Source organism: Bacillus sp. 01N45 (assembly GCF_056399205.1).
In genome coordinates, this window is the sequence record NZ_JBFTQW010000018.1 from 1 (window position 1) to 22,253 (window position 22,253).

The 22,253-nt window shown below is 31.9% G+C and carries 15 protein-coding genes; 5 read left to right on the forward strand and 10 right to left on the reverse strand.

The features are described 5' to 3' along the window. Window positions 1-40 precede the first annotated feature (40 nt). Both tnpB and AC1DMU_RS27105 read right to left on the reverse strand, forming a co-directional pair. Window positions 41-1,162 carry an IS200/IS605 family element RNA-guided endonuclease TnpB gene (tnpB, locus tag AC1DMU_RS27100; RefSeq protein WP_476941644.1) on the reverse strand — a complete coding sequence of 374 codons (1,122 nt, stop codon included), beginning with the start codon at window positions 1,160-1,162 and terminating at the stop codon, window positions 41-43. Window position 1,163: 1 nt separating this feature from the next. Continuing rightward, window positions 1,164-1,286 carry a hypothetical protein gene (locus AC1DMU_RS27105; RefSeq protein WP_372471158.1) on the reverse strand — a complete coding sequence of 41 codons (123 nt, stop codon included), beginning with the start codon at window positions 1,284-1,286 and terminating at the stop codon, window positions 1,164-1,166. 479 nt (window positions 1,287-1,765) lie between these two features. On the opposite strand from AC1DMU_RS27105, the gene AC1DMU_RS27110 reads away from it, so the two are divergent. From AC1DMU_RS27110 to AC1DMU_RS27130, 5 genes are all read left to right on the forward strand, one after another. Beyond that, a complete protein-coding gene (locus AC1DMU_RS27110) occupies window positions 1,766-4,012 on the forward strand; it encodes a M60 family metallopeptidase (protein ID WP_372471156.1) in 2,247 nt (748 codons plus the stop codon). Between the two features lie 527 nt (window positions 4,013-4,539). After that, window positions 4,540-6,906 carry a putative mucin/carbohydrate-binding domain-containing protein gene (locus AC1DMU_RS27115; protein WP_215559207.1) on the forward strand — a complete coding sequence of 789 codons (2,367 nt, stop codon included), beginning with the start codon at window positions 4,540-4,542 and terminating at the stop codon, window positions 6,904-6,906. A gap of 104 nt (window positions 6,907-7,010) precedes the next feature. Beyond that, the gene (locus tag AC1DMU_RS27120) at window positions 7,011-9,332 is read left to right on the forward strand and encodes a putative mucin/carbohydrate-binding domain-containing protein (protein ID WP_372471154.1); all 2,322 of its coding nucleotides are present in this window, start codon (window positions 7,011-7,013) and stop codon (window positions 9,330-9,332) included. Between the two features lie 255 nt (window positions 9,333-9,587). Then, window positions 9,588-10,136: a fascin domain-containing protein gene (locus AC1DMU_RS27125; RefSeq protein ID WP_088123170.1), complete on the forward strand. Its 549-nt coding sequence runs from the start codon at window positions 9,588-9,590 to the stop codon at window positions 10,134-10,136. A gap of 1,560 nt (window positions 10,137-11,696) precedes the next feature. Further along, entirely contained in the window at window positions 11,697-12,032 is a 336-nt protein-coding gene (locus tag AC1DMU_RS27130) for a hypothetical protein (protein ID WP_340438639.1), read from the forward strand. Between the two features lie 484 nt (window positions 12,033-12,516). Here the strand turns inward: AC1DMU_RS27130 and AC1DMU_RS27135 are convergent, their stop codons facing one another. The 8 genes from AC1DMU_RS27135 to AC1DMU_RS27170 form a co-directional block, all read right to left on the reverse strand. Next, on the reverse strand, window positions 12,517-12,891 hold the full coding sequence (locus AC1DMU_RS27135) for a hypothetical protein (RefSeq protein ID WP_088065106.1): 375 nt from the start codon (window positions 12,889-12,891) through the stop codon (window positions 12,517-12,519). Between the two features lie 689 nt (window positions 12,892-13,580). Beyond that, window positions 13,581-13,742: a hypothetical protein gene (locus tag AC1DMU_RS27140; protein ID WP_088065107.1), complete on the reverse strand. Its 162-nt coding sequence runs from the start codon at window positions 13,740-13,742 to the stop codon at window positions 13,581-13,583. Next, window positions 13,742-14,857, reverse strand: a complete 1,116-nt coding sequence (locus AC1DMU_RS27145) for a response regulator aspartate phosphatase (RefSeq protein WP_215559211.1) — start codon at window positions 14,855-14,857, stop codon at window positions 13,742-13,744. Before AC1DMU_RS27145 ends, AC1DMU_RS27140 begins: the two co-directional genes overlap by 1 nt. Before the next feature lie 1,023 nt (window positions 14,858-15,880). Then, a complete protein-coding gene (gene rfbG, locus AC1DMU_RS27150) occupies window positions 15,881-16,969 on the reverse strand; it encodes a CDP-glucose 4,6-dehydratase (RefSeq protein ID WP_088065109.1) in 1,089 nt (362 codons plus the stop codon). A gap of 28 nt (window positions 16,970-16,997) precedes the next feature. Continuing rightward, the gene (locus AC1DMU_RS27155; protein ID WP_340438641.1) at window positions 16,998-17,957 is read right to left on the reverse strand and encodes an NAD-dependent epimerase/dehydratase family protein; all 960 of its coding nucleotides are present in this window, start codon (window positions 17,955-17,957) and stop codon (window positions 16,998-17,000) included. 82 nt (window positions 17,958-18,039) lie between these two features. After that, window positions 18,040-20,109: a glycosyl transferase gene (locus tag AC1DMU_RS27160; RefSeq protein WP_476941645.1), complete on the reverse strand. Its 2,070-nt coding sequence runs from the start codon at window positions 20,107-20,109 to the stop codon at window positions 18,040-18,042. A gap of 20 nt (window positions 20,110-20,129) precedes the next feature. Then, window positions 20,130-20,879: a sugar phosphate nucleotidyltransferase gene (locus AC1DMU_RS27165; protein WP_098649382.1), complete on the reverse strand. Its 750-nt coding sequence runs from the start codon at window positions 20,877-20,879 to the stop codon at window positions 20,130-20,132. 655 nt (window positions 20,880-21,534) lie between these two features. Next, window positions 21,535-22,212 (reverse strand): papain-like cysteine peptidase, encoded by a 678-nt coding sequence (locus AC1DMU_RS27170; protein WP_340438645.1) that lies wholly within the window; start codon window positions 22,210-22,212, stop codon window positions 21,535-21,537. Window positions 22,213-22,253: the final 41 nt, after the last annotated feature.

Sequence of the window (22,253 nt, forward strand, 5' to 3'; positions counted from 1 at the left end):
GGGGATTCCTAAGTAAAGAGTTCTATCGAACTCTAATTGATTAGGCTAACCCCGCAGTCCTTGCGGTTAGAAGCCTTATTGCTTCATTCTTTATATTGATACTTGCGTTAATATCCCTATCATGGTGTGTACGACAAGAAGGACAGTCCCATTTACGTAGGTTTAGRTTTTTAACGTCTTTGTTTTGATATCCACAACAAGAACATAATTGGCTGGAAGCAAATGTTTTCGATACGACAATGACTTGTTTGCCATACCATTTTGCTTTATATTCCAACATGGTTCGAAACTGTGACCAAGATACTTCACTAATTGCTTTTGCTAACTTACGATTTTTTAACATATTCGATACTTGCAAATCCTCTATACCGATAACATCGTGGYTTTTGATGATTTYAGTTGAGATTTTGTCTAAGTAATCTTTTCTAGCATTTGATATRTATTCATGAATTCTAGCTACTTTTACYCGTTGTTTATTCCAACGAGAAGATCCTTTCATTCTTCTAGAAAGAACACGCTGTRCTTTCGCCAACTTATCTTCTAATGATCGGAAAAACTTCGGATTTTCATAGGGKGTTCCATCTGACAAAATRGCGAAATCTTTTAGTCCTACATCTATCCCAATGTAAGAATGTGTTTTCGGAAGTTCTTGTACTTCTGTTTCAACTAATAGTGACACAAAATATCTRCCAGAAGGGTTCCGTCTAACTGTAGCATTTACAATACGTCCCGTTATTTCACGACTTTTGGCAAATCGAACAAGACCTAGTTTTGGCAATTTTATTTTGTTTCCTACAACGGCAATGTTTTCATTTGTTTGTTTTGTGATATAAGATTGTACGTTATTCTTCTTGGATTTGAAACGCGGGGCACTATTTTGTTTTTTGAAAAATCGTGTATACGCATCCGCAAGGTTGCGAACAGACGACTGAATCGCAATACTATCCACTTCTTTGAGCCAAACAAACTCTTTCTTCATGGCAGGAAGTTTGGCAGAGCATGTACCATATGTTAAACCTTTTCCAGTTTCTTTATATGCGTGATCCCATAGGGATAGGAAATGATTAAATACGAAGCGAGAACAACCTATCGTTTTATTAATTAGAATTGCTTGTGCTTGATTTGGATAGATACGAAACTTATAGGCTTTATTGATCATCATTTCATTCACCTCCATTTCGGTATATAACTATTATACAGAACATATATTCGACAGATAGTAAAGTAACACCTTCTGTATGTCGAACAATTAAGATGGCTTCCTGCCATCCCTTGTTCGAAGCCAATTCATCTCCCACCTACTCACTTCGCGTTCCTTGAGGAAGGAGTCTTCTTGGCTAAAATGATAAACAATAAGATTCTTAGAGAATAGTTTAAAAAAAGTTAAGGAAGTTTAAATAAATGTGGTTGCAATTATTTAAACCATTGAAGTTAAAAAACTTTTATGAATTTTTCGCTAGATTATAAGCTTTAAATGTTGAAATTTATTTACTTATTTCGCCAAATGAATACATTTATACAATTAGATGGAAGTTATGGGTGTTGAATCAAAACATAATAGTTTGTTATTGATGAGTTTATCGTAAAGTTGTTATTTAATGTGTCATCAAATAGTATTTGTATACAATGATAAATAAAGAAAAGGAGATTATTATGAGAAAAAATAGATTAAAAGATACAACATAGATAGCATGAATAGCTTGGGGTGTAAAAACATAAAAAACAAAAATCCTTAAGTGCATTAAGGAAAAATGAGGGAGTTAATATGGGGAATAATTCAAAACATAAAACTAGAAAAATACTTGCAGCCACCGCTACAGTAACTATGCTTGCAACTGGAATGATTTCTACAACAGATATCATTGCAGAGGAAACGCAGCAGCAAAATAAAATATCGACATCACTTCAAGAGGAAAAGTCAGTTAAATCAGAAAACAGGACATATACAGTCCCAGGAAAAGGGGATGTAGAGGTACTGAAACAACAGGAAAGAAAAAGTATGGCATTTAGTCCATATGAACCGACTGGTTTATATGCAAAGCCAAATGAACAAATAACGATTAATGTAGAAGGAAATCAAAATATTCAAGCATACATTGGAACGTATTCGTATGATGCTTCTTGGAGAGAAGATTCTAAAATAAAATCATTTACATTAAAACCAGGTATAAACACAATCCAATCTCCAAATGGAGGAATGATTTATTTTTACAATAAACAACAAGGTGGTACCATTCGAACAACAGTCACAACTGGTGGAACGACTACTCCTCTCTTTGAACTAGGCAAGCATACAAAACAAGATTTAATAGACATGCTGAACCAATACCCAAATGCACATGCAGTGGAGCTAAAAGGAGAACGTGTATTAATTACGGCCAGCCCTGCACGTGTTAAGAAATATTTGCTAGGTTCTAATACAGATCCTGTACAACTCTTAAAAAAGATGGATGAAGCTACCCGAATTCAAGACAAAGTAGCTGGATTATCCGAAGAACAAGCAGACAAGCATTATATTCATTACGTAGAAGAAAATCATTCACCAGATTATTATATGTATGCGACTTCTTATCGAACTGCATATGTAGGAGATGCAATTCAATACGTGTTAGATATTAATAAATTTATAAAAGATGGTTGGGGTCCTTGGCATGAGGCAGGGCATTTGAGACAGCAATCACCATGGAAGTTTTATAATATGACAGAAGTACAAAATAATATTTACAGCCTTTCTGTAGAAAAAGCATTTACATCTAATCAACCTTTTAGATTGCAACAAGAGGGCGCTTATACTAAGGCATTTCAATACTTAGAACAACCTAATAAAAATTATGACGAAGTTAGTGATGTTTTTGTTAAGCTTGTTATGCTCTGGCAACTACAGTTAGCATATGGAGAAGACTTCTATCCTAAATTGCATCAATTGTATAGAGATATGCCTTCTAATGAACTTCCACAAACTGATGAAAATAAAAAACAATTATTTATGATCTCAGCATCAAAAGTAGCCAAACAAAATTTGATGCCTTTCTTTGAGAAGTGGGGATTACGTCCAAATAATGATACCATTCAAAAAGTGGCTGCATTAGGATATCCGATTTTAACAGCAGAGATTTGGAAGGGGACGGATTCTAATCCGATTAAACCAGATATGCCTAATGTAAATAATATTTTAGAAGGAAACCAGTTTGCATGGTCGCTGAAAGGGATTGGAGATTTTGAATTCGCAAAAGTAAATTTAAATAAATCAACAGAAGAAATGCAAATTGATCTAAAAGCAGGTGTACCACATAACTACTTTGATAGTACATATGCAAGTATTAAAGTGCAAAACACATCAGGTAAAGTAGTATATAACAAGGAGTTTTATGGGAATAAACAGCAAAATGCTGGAACACAAAAAGTTTCAGTAAAGACCGGCGATTTTATTGAGCTTACACATTTAGAAGGTGGAGAGAGGGCAACATTAATAAATTTAGATAATAATAAACGTGAAAGCCTTGATAAAAAAGTAATGTATGAAGTTACAAAGGATGGCCTGAAAAAAGTAAATCAAATTGTTAATCCGAAACCAGATACAGAAGCTCCCACACAGCCACAAGGATTATATGCAAGCAACCTTACTTCTAACAGTGTAGAGCTAAAATGGAATCCTTCTACAGATAATATAGGTGTAAAAGAATATCAGGTATTACGTGATGGACAATTGATTCAAACTGTACAAGGAACGACATTTATTGATCAAAACTTAACAGCTAATAAGGAATATAAATATGCAGTGAAGGCTGTAGATGCAGCTGGAAATACATCTATTCAAAGTGAAATTCTTCCGGTAAAAACCAAAGATCAAAATGTATCTTATGAAAAATGGGATCCAAAGAAGGCATATACAAAGGGCGATAAAGTAGAACATCAAGGGACAGTGTATGAAGCGGTTCAAAATCATCAAGGAAATGGTGACCCGAATTGGATATTTGCGTTATCTTTATGGAAACCACTTACAATAAAATAACATGTAAGAATCAGATGTGAAGATAGAACAACATAAAATTGGGGCAGTATTTTAAAGATTTACTGGATGTTGCTTGAATTTTGATAGATTTCTCTACTAAGTTATTATTCAATATTGAACTACTCACCACTTAACGCCCTTACGGACTTTTTGAAGTGGGAGATTCCTGCGAACACCGGTGTATCCACCGGTTATCTTAGCAGGCTCTACCCGTAGTCCCTACGGTGAGAACATAAGTATCTTGTACGTTAACGCACCATACTCCCTACTTTAGCTTGGTTTTCGCAACTTCGGCAAGCATGGGGCGATAGAACGTTGAAGATTTTACGGTTGCAACGTTTTTCTGCAACCAACCTCATATCTTCAGTTTTCGAAGAGCAATCTGTACAAGTAAATGATAGCAAACATCTTGGCTTATGCCAACCGACATTCATCTCCCACCTAAAATTGGTGTTTCACACCTTCACATTTTTGAGGAAGGAGTCTTCTGTCGGAAAACGATAAAAATTAGAAAAGGATGTAGATTAGTGATTAGTCAGAAAACGAAGAAAAGATTTAATAAAGTTATTATAATGACCGCAGCATGTAGCATGTTTTCTATGTTTGGAACGTCTATTTTGCACACTAAAGCTGCAACACATTCAGCTGCTCCAGCAGTTTATGTGAGTCCCAAAAATATACCTGCCTCAGATATTATTAGTATAGACTGGTCACCAGTTCAGACACCACCTTATACGTACTGGGCTGTACACAACTGGAATGCAGGTGGTGAAGCTGGAGGATATGCTGGTTTTCAACAACAAAGTGGGTTTGATGAAAATGGAAAACGTACTTTACATTTTGCCTTATGGGATCCAATTTCCTCTAAAGAAGCAATAAAGGCCGAATACTTATCTCCGAATTCGCAAGCTGGACCCTTTGGAGGAGAAGGAACAGGAATGAAGGTTCAAACAACTTATGGTTGGAAAGACTACAATTGGTACACAATGACAATGCGTTCATGGCAAGAAAATGGTCATACTAAATTTGGACAATGGATGAAAGATGTAACAAAGAATAAATGGCATCAAATTGCAATTATGGACTTTCCGGTTGCTAATGTTGCATTTAATCATGGATTAGGAATGTTTCAAGAAGACTGGGCTGATAGTGGACAGAACGTTCGAGAAGCGCGCCTAAAAAATGGTTATAGCCGAAAATTAGTTGATAAACAATGGAGTTCTTGGAATAATCAAAGTATTTCTGGAACGCATGATAATACTTATCAATATGATGGAGGATCTACTTCAGAATATGTATGGGTCAAAGCAGGAGGTAATACGCAGTCTACTATTGGGTCAGGAAAAATATTCACGCTAAATCAACCTACTCAACCTGAAATAGGAAAACTAGATTTTGATATCCAATCTATATATTATGAAAATGAAAAATTAAATGTATCTTGGAAACTAAAAGAAAATAGTACACCACAATTTAAGGGGAAAATTGAAATTTATAACAATGAAAATATGACGGGCCAACCTATTAACGTAATTAATGATATTAAATCTTATCAAAATGGAATCAGTCAATCTATATCATTACCAACAAATGCTTATGCAAAAATTGTATTAACGGATATATTTGATCAAACTGTTGAGAAAAAGGTACAAATCAAAAATGAATCTCCAAACATTTTTGAAGGTAATGAATTTGCATGGTCGCTGAAAGGGATTGGAGATTTTGAATTTGCGAAAGTAAATTTAAATAAATCAACAGAAGAAATGAAAATTGATCTAAAAGCAGGTGTACCACATGACTACTTTGATAGTACATATGCAAGTATTAAAGTGCAAAACACATCAGGTAAAGTGGTCTATAACAAAGAGATTTATGGAAACAAACAGCAAAATGCTGAATCGCAAAAAGTTCCAGTCAAAGTAGGCGATTATATAGAGTTAACACATCTAGAAGGTGTACATAGAGCTACTTTTACAAATGTAGATAATAGTAAACAAGAGAGCTTTGGAAAAAAAGCCATATACGAAGTTACAAAGGAAGGCCTGAAGAAAGTAGAAAAAATGCCAGAAGCAACAATTTTAGAAGGAAACAAGTTTGCATGGTCATTAAAAGGATATAGTGATAGAGAAATTGCAAAAGTAGATTATGATAAAACGGTAGAAGAGATGAAGGTAAAACTAGAAGCAGGTGTACCACATTCCTATTTTGCTAGTACGTATGCGAGTATTAAGGTCCAGAATTCTTCTGGTAACGTTCTGTACAATAAGGAAATCGTGGGAAATAAACAACAAAATGCTGAAAGCCAAACTGTGCCCGTTAAGGTAGGGGATTACATTGAATTTACCCATATAGAAGGAGAAGCAACAAAGGAAAAAACGCGAGCAACTTTAATTAACCTTGAAAATAACAAAAATGAAACCATTGGAAAAACAGCAAGATATCAAGTTACAAAAGAAGGCTTGAAGAAAGTAGAGAAAATGCCAGAAACAACGGTTTTAGATGGAAATCAATTCGCTTGGTCATTAAAGGGATATAATGATCGAGAAATCGCGAAAATAGAATATAACAAAGCAACAGAAAAAATGCAGCTTAAATTAGAAGCGGGTATACCCCATTCTTATTTTACTAATACGTATGCAAGCATTAAAGTCCAGAATTTATCCGGTAATATTTTGTACAATAAAGAAATTATAGGAAATAGACAACAAGATGCTGAGAGCCAAACCGTTTCAGTCAAAGTAGGAGATTGTATTGAGTTTACTCATATAGAGGGAGAAGCACAAAAGGAAAAGACACGCGCCACACTTACTAATCTTGAGAATAGTAAACAGGAGTATATGGGAAAGAAAAGAATATATCAGGTTACCTCTATGGGATTATTAATAAAGTCATAGATTTCACTACAAAAGTTAAATTATAGATTTATATATTATATAAAAATCTTAACCATTATACGCATTAAAAAATTCTCAAGAGATTATAGATTGGCGGGTATAGTATGAACATATTCAAAGGGTTTCTAATTTCATCAATTGCAATGACCACATTTGTAGGAACAGATCTAATTCTACAAAATGATAGTATTCATAATAAAGTTTACGCTGAATCTTATAATGTCACATACAAAGAAAGAGATTCACAGGAAGAAAGATTAGTTGTAAAGTTTAAAAATCAAATTGACTTACCTTATGAAGATGGTATTGAGAAACGAATAAAAAATGGGGATTATGATAACAATTTAAAGAAGTTATTTTCCGAAAATACAGAACTTACTTTGAATCGTCTGTTCTCATCTGTAAATCCGATAGAGATTGAAAAGTTATCAGTACAATCTAAATCAGTTGTTAATGAATCAGCTAATAATTTATTAAATTATTATATTGTACAAGCTCCTAATAACATAGAAATAGAATTATTACTGAAAAAATTTGAAACATCTCCTCTCGTAGAGGAGGCTTATATACAAGAAAAACAAATTTTGACACCCCCTGAAATACAGTTACCAAATTTATCTGTTAATCCGTACGATGATCCTAGATTTAAAAATCAAGGATATCTTGAAGCGGCACCAAAGGGAATTAATGCCTCGCATGCTTGGAGCATTAAAGGTGGTGATGGGAAGGATACAACTTTTGTGGATATGGAATATGGATGGTTATTGAATCATGAGGATTTAGTCAATAAAAATATTAAGCTTATGTCGGGACAAAATATAAGCCAGCATAGAGCTCATGGTACTTCTGTATTAGGAATTGTTTCATCTGAAGATAATCAAATTGGAAATATTGGAATTGCACCAAAAGCAAATGTAAAAGTAATATCCCAGATCAGGGATAATGGAATTTATAATACGGCGGATGCTATTTTAAGTGCTGTACATAATTTACAAGCGGGAGATATTCTTTTATTAGAGGCACAAGCTGCGTATGATGGGTATGGGGATAAATATTTACCTGTAGAAGTACATCCAGATATTTTTGATGCAATTCGTGTTGGTGCAGATAAAGGGATTATTATTATAGAAGCTGGCGCAAATGGTTCAAACGACTTAGATAATTTTAAAGATCGTAATGGAAAAAAGATCTTAAATCGAAATAGTCCAGACTTCAAGGATTCAGGTGCTATTATGGTTGGGGCGGGATCATCAACTGTTCCACATAAACGTTTATGGTTTTCAAATTATGGAAGTCGATTAGATGTATATGGATGGGGAGAAAATGTTGATACAACATCAGCAAATCCAAGTCAAAATACTACAAATTTATATACATCAACATTTAGTGGAACATCAAGTGCTTCACCAATTATTGCTGGAGCAGCAACTTCGATTCAAGGTATTGCTAAAGAACATCGAGGTTCTCCTTACACACCAGCCGAATTAAGAAATATCTTAAGTAATCCAAATACAGGAACAAAATCTCAAGATCCGTGGAATGATAGAATAGGTGTTTTGCCTGATCTAAAATCTATATTAGATAACTTAGATTTTAATTCAGATATACCGAACTCTTCTAGTATTTTAGAAGGAAATCAATTTGCATGGTCACTAAAAGGAATAAGTGATTTTGAGTTTGCTAAAATCAATTTCAATAAGTCGACAGAAGAAATGCAAGTGGACTTAAAAGCAGGCGTACCGCATCATTATTTTAATGAAACATATGCGAGTATTAAAGTACAAAATGCATCAGGCAAAGTAGTATACAATAAAAACATTTATGGAAACAAACAACAAAATGCTGAATCGCAAAAAGTTCCAGTTAAAGTAGGAGATTATATTGAGTTAACACATCAAGAAGGTGTGCATAGAGCTACTTTAACAAATGTAGATAATAGTAAACAAGAAAGCTTTGGAAAAAAAGCAATGTACGAAGTTACAAAAGAAGGTCTGAAGAAAGTAGAAAAAATGCCAGAAACAACGGTTTTAGATGGAAATCAATTTAGTTGGTCTTTAAAAGGATATAGTGATAGAGAAATTGCAAAAGTAAATTATAATAGGGTAACAGAGAAAATGCAGGTGAATTTAGAAGCAGGCGTACCACATTCTTATTTTAATAATACGTATGCGAGTATCAAAGTACAGAATTCATCCGGTAGTGTTGTGTACAATAAGGAAATAGTGGGAAATAGACAGCAAACTGCTGAAAGCCAAACTGTGCCGGTCAAAGTGGGAGATTATATCGAGTTTACCCATATAGAAGGGGAAGCAGTAAATGAAAAGACACGGGCTAAACTTACTAACCTTGAGAATAATAAACAAGAATATATAGGCAAAAAAAGAATCTATCAAGTTACTTCAACGGGATTAAACAAAATAGATTAACATGAAAAACATTCAAATTTTTAGTTTGATGCTTAATAGTCGTTCATTATGAACGACTATTTGGCATTTATTTAATATAAAGTGAAATTAATTTTAAAAATATGTTTGAGGACTGAGTGATGTTTAGGTGCTATAGATTTGAGAAAAAAGAAACAGAATAATAAGGTATTTGTTGATAAAGACTCTATTGTATTACAATATTTTACATATTTGGTATGATGTATATGAGTGCTATATAATAAGGGAGGAATGAGAATGAAGTGGTTCATAGCTCATGCAAATGGTAATAATATCTTTAAAAAGTTAGTTTTAATGGTGTTACCAATGGTTCTAATGATAATGATGATAACCCCATCGAATGATGCATTGGCAGCCAACCAATCAAATGCAAGTTCACTAAAAGGTGTGAATCTATTTAATGGAAGCTGGACTGTTGCTATACAAGCTGCAAATTTACAATATGTGTCTGCTGAGCCATCGGGCAATGTAGTAGCAAATCGTAATGCAGTTAATGAATGGGAGAAATTCGAATTAATTCCGACTGGGGAATTATATACGTATGCTTTAAAAGCGAAAAGTAATGGCAAGTACGTTTCGTTTGAGCCAAATGGTAGAGTAGTAGCAGATCGTACATCAATTGGGGCATGGGAAAAATTTATTTTATATAATGGTGGAGACAATAGGATATATGTATTACAAGCGTTAAGTAATGGTAGATTTATATCAGCAAATAGTGGTAGAGAATTAACTGCTAATAGTTATGTAGCTGGAAGTTGGGAAAGATTTGTTATTGTGTATTTCTAAATTTTGAAGTGTTTTATATATAAATAATAATGACTGGTTTAGTTCATATGCATGCTAAATAAAGAGTTAAGTACTTAATACAAGTGTATATTAAGGTGTAAAAAGGACTGACTGCAAGTAATTGTCAGTCCTTTTTGTATGTTAAATAAGTAATTACGGAGGATATAATGAGAAGAAAAAGAACCCTATTGGGTTCTTTTTCAAGGCATATTAACAGTAAGGAGAATCATGAAATGCTACTTCAAATCTTTATTAGGGGAAAGATTTTGAAAAAGCTTAACATACATCTATTTTTACATAAATGTAAGATATAGTAAATTGATAATGTTTATACTTACTATTACTAATATTCAATTAATATAGTTAACACTATGTTTATAGTGTTAATTGATGTTTCGTGTAGTATACATTTAGAAATCTAGTATTAGATTATAATTGTCAAAAAAGCTAATAGATTTATCATTTCAAATTCTAACTAACATTTAAACGATTTTAATTGAAATGGGGTGTGTATTAACTCTTATAAGCTAATGAAAGTAAATAAAATAAACAAAGACCCTGTAAAAAAATACAGGGTCGGATACAGGGTTAAGGGAACGCATAGTTTCTTAAAAACATAATAGCATATATATTTTGTGTAGCTATATGAGGATTTTGACAAAATTAAGAACAAGACAGAAAATCTTTAAGAAATTATATTGGTGGAGATATGATTTGGAAGTGAACTGTTTACCTTTTGATTTAGATGAAAGTTTTTGAGCACTGTGATCAAACGGTCTTTAAATAAAAGGTTTAGGCTAGTGAGATAATTGAATCTTCCTGAAAAAGAAAAATGTTTCTTTATTAAAAGAAGAAAAGACACCTTTCGGGTGTCTTTTCTTTTGGTATACAGCTTACATATTGCTGAATTAGATACGAAATCATAATTCGACTATGAAATAAACAACTTAAGAAATTTTAACATAATATGGACTGAAAAGAATATGTAATAGTGCATTTTTAGTTTTCAATTTATTTATTGGTATAGAAAAGCAGTATAAATAAAAAGGGCATGCAGTCGTATCTGCCGCCCCTTTTAGGAGGAATTCAAGACACCGATAGAACACGTATTGGTAAAAAGGCTCAAAAATAGTATATGTAAAAAGAAAAAGTCCTATACCAAAAGTGGACTGAGCCATATCTTTTTACTTATTTAAAAATTAAATTTCATTCTTTTCAAAATCAGTACGGTAAACATATGGTTTGGAATGAAATTAGAAAAAGTATACATGAAAATGGCAGACAACAATTTTGTCGTCTGCCAGTGCCAATGGACTGAATGAGTTAGTCAATTACTATATATTGCTACCCCATTACCAGAAGAGTGAAGCCGCTAGTTCAAACGGCTTAAACCTAGTGTGCCTAATAAAGAAAAAATTATGAGTAGAAATTTTGTTTGCACTATATGAAAAGATAAATAGATATTCATCAGACAAGGATAATACAGCATACCTTGAATAGGGTGTAGGAACGAATTAAGGAAAAGAATGTAATGTTATTAGGGAAGGGACTGAATCAGGAGTGGGAATTTCGGACAGGATTTGGGGAGCCGTGGTTGCCTTTGGTATTGCGACTAATATCACTGCTTGTATAATGGCATTATACATTCAAAAGTATGAGCTAATGATAAACTGCCTTATAAATATTTTATTTTTAATACTTATAGCTAAAACGTTTATTAAGATGAAAATTAACAAATGGATGGCATTAGGATTTACGTTGGTTGTAATAGAAAAAGGTATTAAGGCAGGTTATGACTTCTACACACATGATTACTATGGTGTCAGTTGGAGTTTAGCTATCATTATCTATTGCATATACGAGATGGAAAATTATTATGTTGAAACAAATAATTAGCCGCAAAAATAAGGATTAGTAGGCGTAATTCTTATTAAAGTATACAATTTTTTTGAACAATGATATTACGATCCTGTTTTTTCTTCAAGAACATAAAAAAAGACGCCATAAGGCGCCCCCAAATTGGGTAAATGAGGTTTTAGTTTTCCAATCTAAAGAAATTATGTATCAGCTCACAATGAGAGTATATCATAATATGTAATCAAAATAATATGCATTATTACATATCCGAGTTTAACAAAAGTAAGATGAGAGTAAACTAAAATATTATAAAAAAGACACTACAAGAGTGTCTTTTTTGGGGAAATACTCTATAATTAACTTTGGGGAAGGCAATGTTAGAGTATTCGTTTAGCATTATCTTTATATTTGATAAACCATGAAATCGAAAGATTTTGTGGTTTATTTTTTGAACAATAGATATTACAGTATTGGCAGTGAGCTATTGATTATTATAAGCATTGGGAGAGAAGGGATTAAAAGTCTAACATCGAATAACGGTTCCGGAATATAGTGTTGCGAAATGATCTCCCATATCCCAAACGGTACTTGCTTGTATATAGCCCTTAAAGCCTTCTGAAGAATAATAAATCTCTTTTGGTATACTTTCTTTAGTTTGGAAATGTGCTTTAGAGTACTTTACATAATGGTTTTTAATAACTTTTGATTCTGGAACAATAGTGTTTTTTTGTTCCAATGTTTGCCTAGCACTAGAAGGTGGTATGAATCTTACAGTGTCTTGGTAATTATGATCTAAGGTGTCAGCCTGTACACTGTGTGACGACACAAAGACGCTTAAACCACTTCCCACAATTAATGTTGCAAATGCTAACTTTGAGAATTTTGTTAATCTACTCATTTTACAATCTCCTTTTCATTATTTTGTAAGGTATCTCCTTACACCTCACAGTCTATATCCACTACAAAAGGGTGTACATACATATTGATAGACAAAATTCTACAAAATACCTCATCTTTTTGGGGATTGTGTATAATAATCCAATGTTTAATAATTTATCAGAAGTAAAAAAGTAGGTCTTATATAAAAGAAAATGAATAATTTATGCAAGTAATGTATATAAAATTATTGTTTAAATATTCTAAAATGAGTTGATAAAGATGTGGGAATTTTTTTAGAAAATAAATGATTCCAAAGATTAAATTTGGAAGTTAGATACTTTTTTTAAGTTTATTTTTATAGTATTATTCACATGTGTGAATTATTAAGATTTAAATATAAAAAAGTGAGAAAAATGATAAACATTCTTCTCACTTTCATCAATTAGGGTGGCATATACATAAATATGCGTTTAAGAGGATTTTTGGATGAAAAATCCACATGAATAGTATAACAAAATATTTAGAACTATTCGCATGTAATATTGCATATGAAGAGTCGGTAGTTATAATAGTTAGCGTATTTCCATTATTGTTTAACAGATTTTCCTAAAAGATTCACCTTCCTTAAGCGTGTACAGGGTGATACGTGAGAGATAAATTTTTATATGTAAAGCCCCTCCGAATGGAGGGGCTTTACATATACTTACATTAAGTTTGTTGTGGTGCACCACCATGATCGCCAACACTATATGTGGGAGCGGGGTAATGTCCATGAGTAGCAAACTGATCCGCTTTAGAAAATTGAGAAATTCCCACCGTTAGAACCCCAATAAAAGCAATACCCGATAATAATAGGCTGATTTTTTTCATTATTTCAGCACTCCTTTTTCGATTGATTTTCGTCTTGCTTGGTAACAAATATGGAAATAGTCACTTACCTTTTGGTGGTTCTCTAATTGTCTACATTTTGTGGCAAATAATTCGGCGTATTCGACAACATATTCCCATAATTCTTCTTCCTCAAAGTATAAGATTCCTTCTTGAATGATTTTTTCTAATTCTTCCAGTGGAATATTTTCATTTAATCTTTTTAAAATAGAGAAGTGGTGTGTGTATTCTTCGTTATGAATTCCTCTGCAAATCTGTAATCCCTTATCAATGAGTTTGCTAGCTGCTGATTGTTCTCCTAATTTATAATGTTCCTTAGCTTGTAGGAAGATAGCCTTGAAGTGTGTAGGGATTTTTTCTGTTACTTCTGAAAGGTGACGAATAGCTAACGTAGACATACTTTGATCAGAATACAGCCACCCCATAGTACTTTTTACGTATAACAAGGAATCTTCTTCCTTATTATTCTGTAGTAATTCAATTGCACAATGTAGATATTCTTCTGCTTGTTCGTACTGCTTTAAATAGATACAGCAACCACCTAGCAAATTATTACAAAAGGCTGTTTTTACTTCATAACCTTCATACTTCGAAAAGATTGCCCTTGATTTATTTGCGTATTCGATAGAAGCGAGCATGTTATAGGTATGGTGATAAAAAGTAGCAATTCTATAGTAGAATTCAGCGTGTTCAATTTCATCTGGAATGTTTACTAATATCTTTTCTGCCAGTTTATAATGTTCCTCTGCCTCAGTAAAACTTGATATAAAAGTGGAATGAATGGATTTAAAAAAGTGATAATAGAAGCGTAGAAAATGGTCTGTAGGCATATCATAATCACTAATAGCATCAAAACTATTTTGTTGAATACCGAGGCTATCTGTTAAGACCGTGTAACGAAATTCAAGTAGTGAGTAATAAAGTAACAAATTTTGATCCTGACGTTCTTGATTTGGCTCAATGCTTAACTTATTAATTTTTTCATCAATTTTCTTTTTTAGATTAGTAGCTTTTATCACTTGTTGAGATAGCATAGATCGATACCAGTCGTTCAATAGAGAGGTTAATTGCTCATTTCCCTTTACTGAAACACTCACTATATACGCCCCCATCCTATAGAAATATCTTAATCCTATATAATTGTAACTATCATAGCAAAATAAAAGAAAAAATGGAGGTATTTTACAATGTTTTTCAATAAAATTCATAAAAAACAATCAATTTATGTCGAATGTACTTAGAATTTAACACAAATGTATAAACTTTGCGTATGTAAATAAGAAGAGAATAAAGAAAGAAAAAACTTGTAGGAATTCCTACAAGTTTTTTTAGATAATGTAAAAATGTGAAACAGACTATCTCATTACTCGTAACAGGGAAACTATCTTACTTATGGCTTGCTTTCATTATATAACGAGTTTTAGCATTTAGAATTTTTGTGTTTGAAAATTATGTGAATTTATGCTGAAGATGTACTATTTTAAGGATTTGTTCTCGCTGTGATTAAGACAAATTAAAGAAAGGTAGTGGAAAAGGCGCATAAAAGGGAAAATTTCCTTTAAACGTTCTAAAAAGATGATTCTAAAAGTTAGTTGTCTGTAGAATAAATAGTTCATGAAATTATCCCCATTGGTGAAAGTAAATGAGAGACTCGATATATAAGTAAGAACTTTGGGGGAGTATATACCAGAAAGATATAATTATAAAATTGTTAAAGCTTAGTTTAATTATCGAGATTTTCACCTTGTTTGCTTTTCTAATAGGATAAGTTGAAGAAGATAGGAAGTTTTTCTTTGAAATAAGCTTTTTTGATAGGAAAAAGTTTTTTTCATAACTAGAACAAATAAATGGATAAGTTCATATACTGTATTGTCGTTAAAGTAAGACATTATTCTCTCTGAACCAAGGAATCACTAGCACAATATGTGATTCCTTGGTTCTTAAGTATAATGTCTATGAGTAATTTGAAATAACCGAAGAAATAAAATCTTTGTTAATGGGCAGTCACAGGATTCTAGGTATAATAGGTTCACAATTTAGACTATAAAAGTTAATGTCTCTTTAGCTAAGAAGACTCCCTCCTTAAGAAACAAGCAGTGAGTATGAGTAAGGGGGATAGTTTAAAGTGCGGAATATTGTTTGATTTGGTTAACACATAAATTTAACATCTCTGTACTGGTGTAAGAATTATAATGTTTATACCATTCTATTGTATTTTCTAAAGTCTGTTGTAGGGACCACCTCGGTTGCCAATTAAGCTTGAATTTTGCTTTACTAACGTCAAGGTTTAGTAAATTTGCTTCATGGAAATTCATTGGACCCATATTTTCTGTTGTCCAATCCCCGCAACCCCAAATATCTAGTAAACTCGTCACTAATTTTTCTACTGGAACAATATTGTCTAGGGATGGTCCGAAATTCCATGCACCTGAAAAAATAATATCATTATTAATAATTTTTTCTGTGAGGAGTAAATAACCGCTTAAGGGTTCTAATACATGTTGCCAGGGTCTAATAGCAGTAGGATTTCTAATAATAATCTTTTTATTCGATTCTAATGCTCGTATACAATCAGGAATAATCCTATCTATTGACCAATCACCACCACCAATTACATTACCAGCTCGAACGCTTGCAATTATTTTCTTGTGGTGAGAAAATTTTTCTTCTGATAAATAAGAATTTCGATAGGAAGAAATTAAAAGCTCACAGCATCCTTTACTTGAACTATATATGTCATGACCGCCCATAGGATCAATTTCACGATAACCCCAAGGCCATTCTTTATTTTCATAGCACTTGTCACTTGTCACCATAATTCCTATTTTAGCGGATTCATGTAATCGAATTGCCTCTAGTACATTCATAGTTCCTAGAACGTTTACCTCGTATGTTTCTCTAGGATATTCATATGAATACTTAACTAGCGGTTGTGCAGCTAAATGGAATACAATTTCAGGGTTATAATCTGTAAAAACTTTATTTAGTTTACTAAAATCTCTTATGTCACCGCGAATGTCTATTATATCATTTTGAAGATTGGTAACATTAAAGTTGTCGTTTTTATTTTTAGGATCCAATGAATATCCAATTACAGTGGCACCTAATTCCTTCAACCATAGGGATAACCAAGAACCTTTAAAACCAGTATGTCCTGTAATTAAAATTTTCTTTCCGTAAAAAGCGTTATTAAAGTTTTTGTTTAACAATTAATCCACCTCCTTTAGTACAATATTTTCAGGGGATTAGATATAAATGTGTATTGTTTTTATACCAATCAATAGTTTTAATAATTCCTTCTTCAATATTAATTCTAGGTTCCCAAGAAAGAGATTCTTTAATTTTGTGAACATCTGCTTCAGGAACCCATCTTTCATTTGTTCTAGAGGAAATTGCACCGTAATTTGGTCTGGAATTGGTGTTCAAATGTTTGAATAATAATTCTACATAATGTTTTAAGGGATGAATGGTACCACTCCCAATATTAAAGATATCATTTTGTACAGTGGTATTTTCTACTGCTAGGATACAGGCATCTATTATATTTTCTATATAACAATAATCTCTTAATTGATTGCATAAAGTTAAATTTACATCTTTATTTTGCAACACTTGCAAGATAATATAGCTGAATATTTTATGTGGCTCCTCAGCCTCTCCGAATATGCCAAAAGGTCTTAGTGTTATAAGATTAATATTGTTTTCGCTTGCCATTTGATGGGCTAATATAGTAGCAGCAGCTTTGGTACTTCCATAGATATCCACAGGAGTTAGTAGCATATTTTCATGAATAGGTTCCATTTTATTGCCGTATTCAGAACTACTACCCATATGAATAATTTTTTTACAATTTACTAATTTTGCTGCCTGAATTATGTTACATGTCCCTATAATATTTGTTTCTATAGCGTGCATGTAGTCTATATGGGCAGAATTTACACCATAGGCTGCCAGGTGAAAGATATAATCCGGGTTAACTTTCTTTATTACATCTTGTACTTGTTTTTTGTCTCGTATATCTATTTCATAGGTTTCAATATTTTTTAGAATATCCTTTAGTCTCCAAGAATTGGATGATGTTCTTATAAAAAGAACAATTTTTGCTTGTAAATTTAAAAGTCTTCGTACCAAGTGAGAACCAATAAAACCATATCCACCAGTAATAAGAAAAGTTTTATTTTTAAATGAAGTAATCATAGTGATAATCTATCCTTTATTAAGATGTATTTTTAGTTAATGGAATAAATTCACTTATTTTAACATAAGGAGAATATCAGTCTTAATTGTGATGAGGGGAGGAGTATTTAAAATAATTTTTTATTGTATTTGTATCAATTTGGCCAGCAAATAAAGGGGATGGGGATTTTTGAAAAGTGTTATGAAGGATATGACATGTCTTGTTCAATTGTTCAATATAAGGAATATATATATGATCTAAAATCGTTGGAGGTAATTCTAAAGTTTCATGTTTCCACAAGTCGAACTCATTTGGATTAATAATCTGCATACTTCCAAAATGAAAAGCAATTAATTCATCTTGATCAATAAGAACTTTATTATCTGTTTTTGATATAGAACTGCTATTTAGAATTACATTCCAAGGTGCTGCATCAATACCTTTATGAGTCATGATTTTTATATTAGAAAAAATGTTAGGAATGTGATTTAAATATTTTTGGTCACCCCACCTATTCATTTCAACATCATAATGATTTTTGCAATATTCTAGGCATTTATCTTTCCACCATGTTAAAATTTCTTTACTATTTTGATCGTTTTTAAAGCCAACTAAACCAGCTTGGTATATACCGTGTATGCTTTCAATTTCAGTAGAACTTCTTTGGGGGCATAGGAATATAGAGTATTTCCACCATTCATCAAGAATGATATTAGGTGCTGTAAAGAAATACATATCAGCATCACAATGTATAATGTGATCAACCTCGGGATAAAGACTAAGGACATGTAGACAAAGAGGTGCTTTTAATGTCCAACAATATTCTTGTAAATTTCTCTCATTTTTTATACTGAGGAGTTCATGATTTTCAAGATCTTTTACCGGAATGAGTATGGCGTGCTTTAATTTTAAATTCTCCAATATTTGATAAGTTAAATCATCCATACAACAGATCCATACAGTAAATTTAGTGTTGAGATTTTCTAAGGAATAATAAGAGGTCAATCCTTGAATTAATCGTTCTTTACTTATAATCATAGAAAAGTTCATAAAATGGTTGGATTGATTCATTTTTCTTCTTAATTGTGAATCTTTATATAAGGTTTGAGCTTCATTTATATCTTTTTTACTTAAAAATTGTTTCGTATTTTTATTAAATTTTTCTTTTAATTGCTTTAAAACAAATTGGATTCTCTCTAAATAAGGAGTGTAAATATGGTTTAATATATTGTTTGGTATTGAAATTGCTCCCAAAGACCATAGATCAAAATCATTTTCAGTAAAGATAGTAATACATGCAAAATGGTAAACAACTAGTTTATCATTTTCAATAAATACATCATTGTTACTCTTGTCAATTTTGTAATCGTTATTATATATACAGTTCCAAGGCGCAGCATTTATACCTAAGTTATTGGAAATTTTTACTTTTGGAAAATAGATAGGGATATAATCTAAATACTTTTGATCGCCAAACTTTCCCTCCTCAGGTTCGGCACTACACCAATCTATACATTTATTTTTCCACCAACTTACACTCTTTAGTCCATAGAGATCATTCTTAAATCCAATTAGACCAGCCTGATATTTGCCGTACATTTTTTCTACCCAATCACGATCTCTTTGGGGAGTAAGGAAAATAGAATGTTCACCCCATTCCTCAAAAATAATATTAGGATCAGAGAAAAAGCATAAATCACCATCACAATATAGAATAGATGGTAAATGGTAATTTACCAATAAATATTCTATCAAGACAGATTTTAAAGTCCAACAATATTCATTTACTTTTCTTTTTCTCTTAATTGCTTTTAGTTCACTATCTTCTAATTCTTCAACTTGTAAAAGGTTTACGTTAATTAGATTCATTTCTTTTAATAATGAATATGCAAAAGGATCTATACAACAAATCCACAATGTAAATTTTTCTGAGTACTGCATTAATGATTGCTGTAAGGCAATGATTTTCAAGACATATTCACTACCTACAATGACACAGAAATGATTATTTAGATCATGTTGTTGATTATAGAATTGAGGGTTAATTAGTTTTTGAGTATTTTTAGGGGAGAGATTTGAAGTCTTAATTTCTGTTGAAAGCGGGTTAATTATTTTCTCATTAGAGGGGATATATAATCGAGGTAAACCTATTTTTTTATCATTAAAGCTCAATGTTTATTCAGTCCTCTCCACTAAAATTTATTAGGATTCCAACTTTCATCTACGGTTTTTAAATCTTTAGGTGTATCGACACTAGCCCAAAAATCATTGTGTTCATAGACTGCCAGCTCATTATCTTTTATTAAATTTCGGAGAGGAGCTTCTTCTAGAACACAATCATCACTATTACCTAAATAATTGAATATTTCTTTGTTAAATACAAAAAACCCGCCGTTAATTACTTCATCAAGTAAGGGTTTTTCTTTAAAATCAATAGCAATTCCATTTTCAACCGCCAATAGGCCATATTGACTATTCTTTTTAATTCCAGTTAATGTAGCAATTTTTCCTTTTTCTTTATGGAATGCTATTAGTTGATCAATATCTATATTGGCTAATCCATCGCCATAAGTTAATAAAAAGGTTTCACCCTGTACAAAGGGTTCAAGTTTTTTTAGCCTTGCCCCGGTCATTGTATCAATTCCTGTATCTATAAAGTGTATATTCCAATTTTCTAATTCCTGAAGTAGCGTATATTGACTGGTTTTAAAATTCAAACTAAAGTCATTCTCTTTCCAGCTAAAATCCATAAAATATTCTTTAATTTTCTCACCTTTATATCCTAAGGGCAAAATGAAATCAGAATGTCCATATTTTCTATACCAATTCATTATATGCAAGAGGAGAGGCTTTCCTTGAACTCGAACTAATGGTTTGGGAATGTCCTCTAAAATTCCTTGCATCCGAAGCCCTTTTCCGCCACACAAAATTATGACTTTCATAGATCTATTTCCTTCCTCTCTATATATTTTACTAATTTAAACTATGTAGCTTGTTTGATAAATGTATACACGGTTGTACCATAATGACAATCAACTAAAAAAATATGTTAGATTTATAATTCAAATGCTGATTAAATGTGGAGAATACGCACTGTAGTTTATCATCAATTGTATGTAAATTAGGTTATTTTAAAAATTAATGCTTTAGTTATATTTAATACTAATGAAAGACATTGCTTGTTTGTAAGATAAAAGAGGGGGAGGGAAATCAGGGGAATTGAAGAATCTTATAATGAAAAATCTAAGAAGACAAAATTATACTAAAAATAAGATAAAGTGTGGAAGTAAGTAGTCATGAACATATTACGTAGCAGAATAAACTGATTGTATAAATGATTTCAAAGAAATTAACTATTTAAAGGAAAAGTGAACAAATATTACATTTTACATTCTAGAAATCTAAAAAAGAGCACCGCATAAAGGTGCTCTAGTCATGAAATTAATTTTGTAAAGAACTATTGATCCTATAAAGAAGGACTTATGAATTATTATATGAACGGATAATGAATTAAGTGTGTATCAATTAGAGGGGAATTTTATTTCTCTACGCCTATTTTAATCTACAGACAAAATTATGTGAAAAGTAAAAAGAAAATTAATAAGTTAATGCTATTTTATTTAAAATATAATCCCAATCGGAATCATCACCTTCCCATCTATCCTGATAACGTGGGAGTTCAATTGAACAAACCCTCGGTATGCCCCAATTTTGTTCAACAATATTAGATAGACCCTCCTTAAAATTAACGATAAGAATATTAAAATCTTTATTTGTAATTTTGGATAATACGTTTTCTAATTCAACTGCTTCATCTCGATTTCCCCAAATTCTAATGAATAAAATTGATTCACTACTAGTTATTTTTTCAAGGAATCGATTAATTTTAGTGTCTAATTTAGCTTTAAAAGAAGGATAGATTACTTTCCAATCCTCATCTGAGTTAATAGGAAAGTCATGCATTGAAAAACAATTATAATAAGTGTCCTTTATACAGTGGGTAATTCGTTCTGCCCATTTAGTTTGATTATCAAATTCTGATTCAATAAGACCGTAACTTTCTGAACCTTCTATGACCATATTTTCCAACTTCATAAATTTTTCAAATCGATTTTGAAGTAATCTGTTTACATCTGAAAGTGATGGATAATAAAACCAATCTAAAGGTCCAGAAAATGTTCTTAAATGGTGCCTTTTGATTTGGTTAGTAACTTGGCACAATCCTCCTAAACTTACAATTAGGCCATAGGATTTTTGTATATCCTCTAGGTTCATCCTCATCATCCTTTGTATAGAATAATTTAAATTATCTCTTC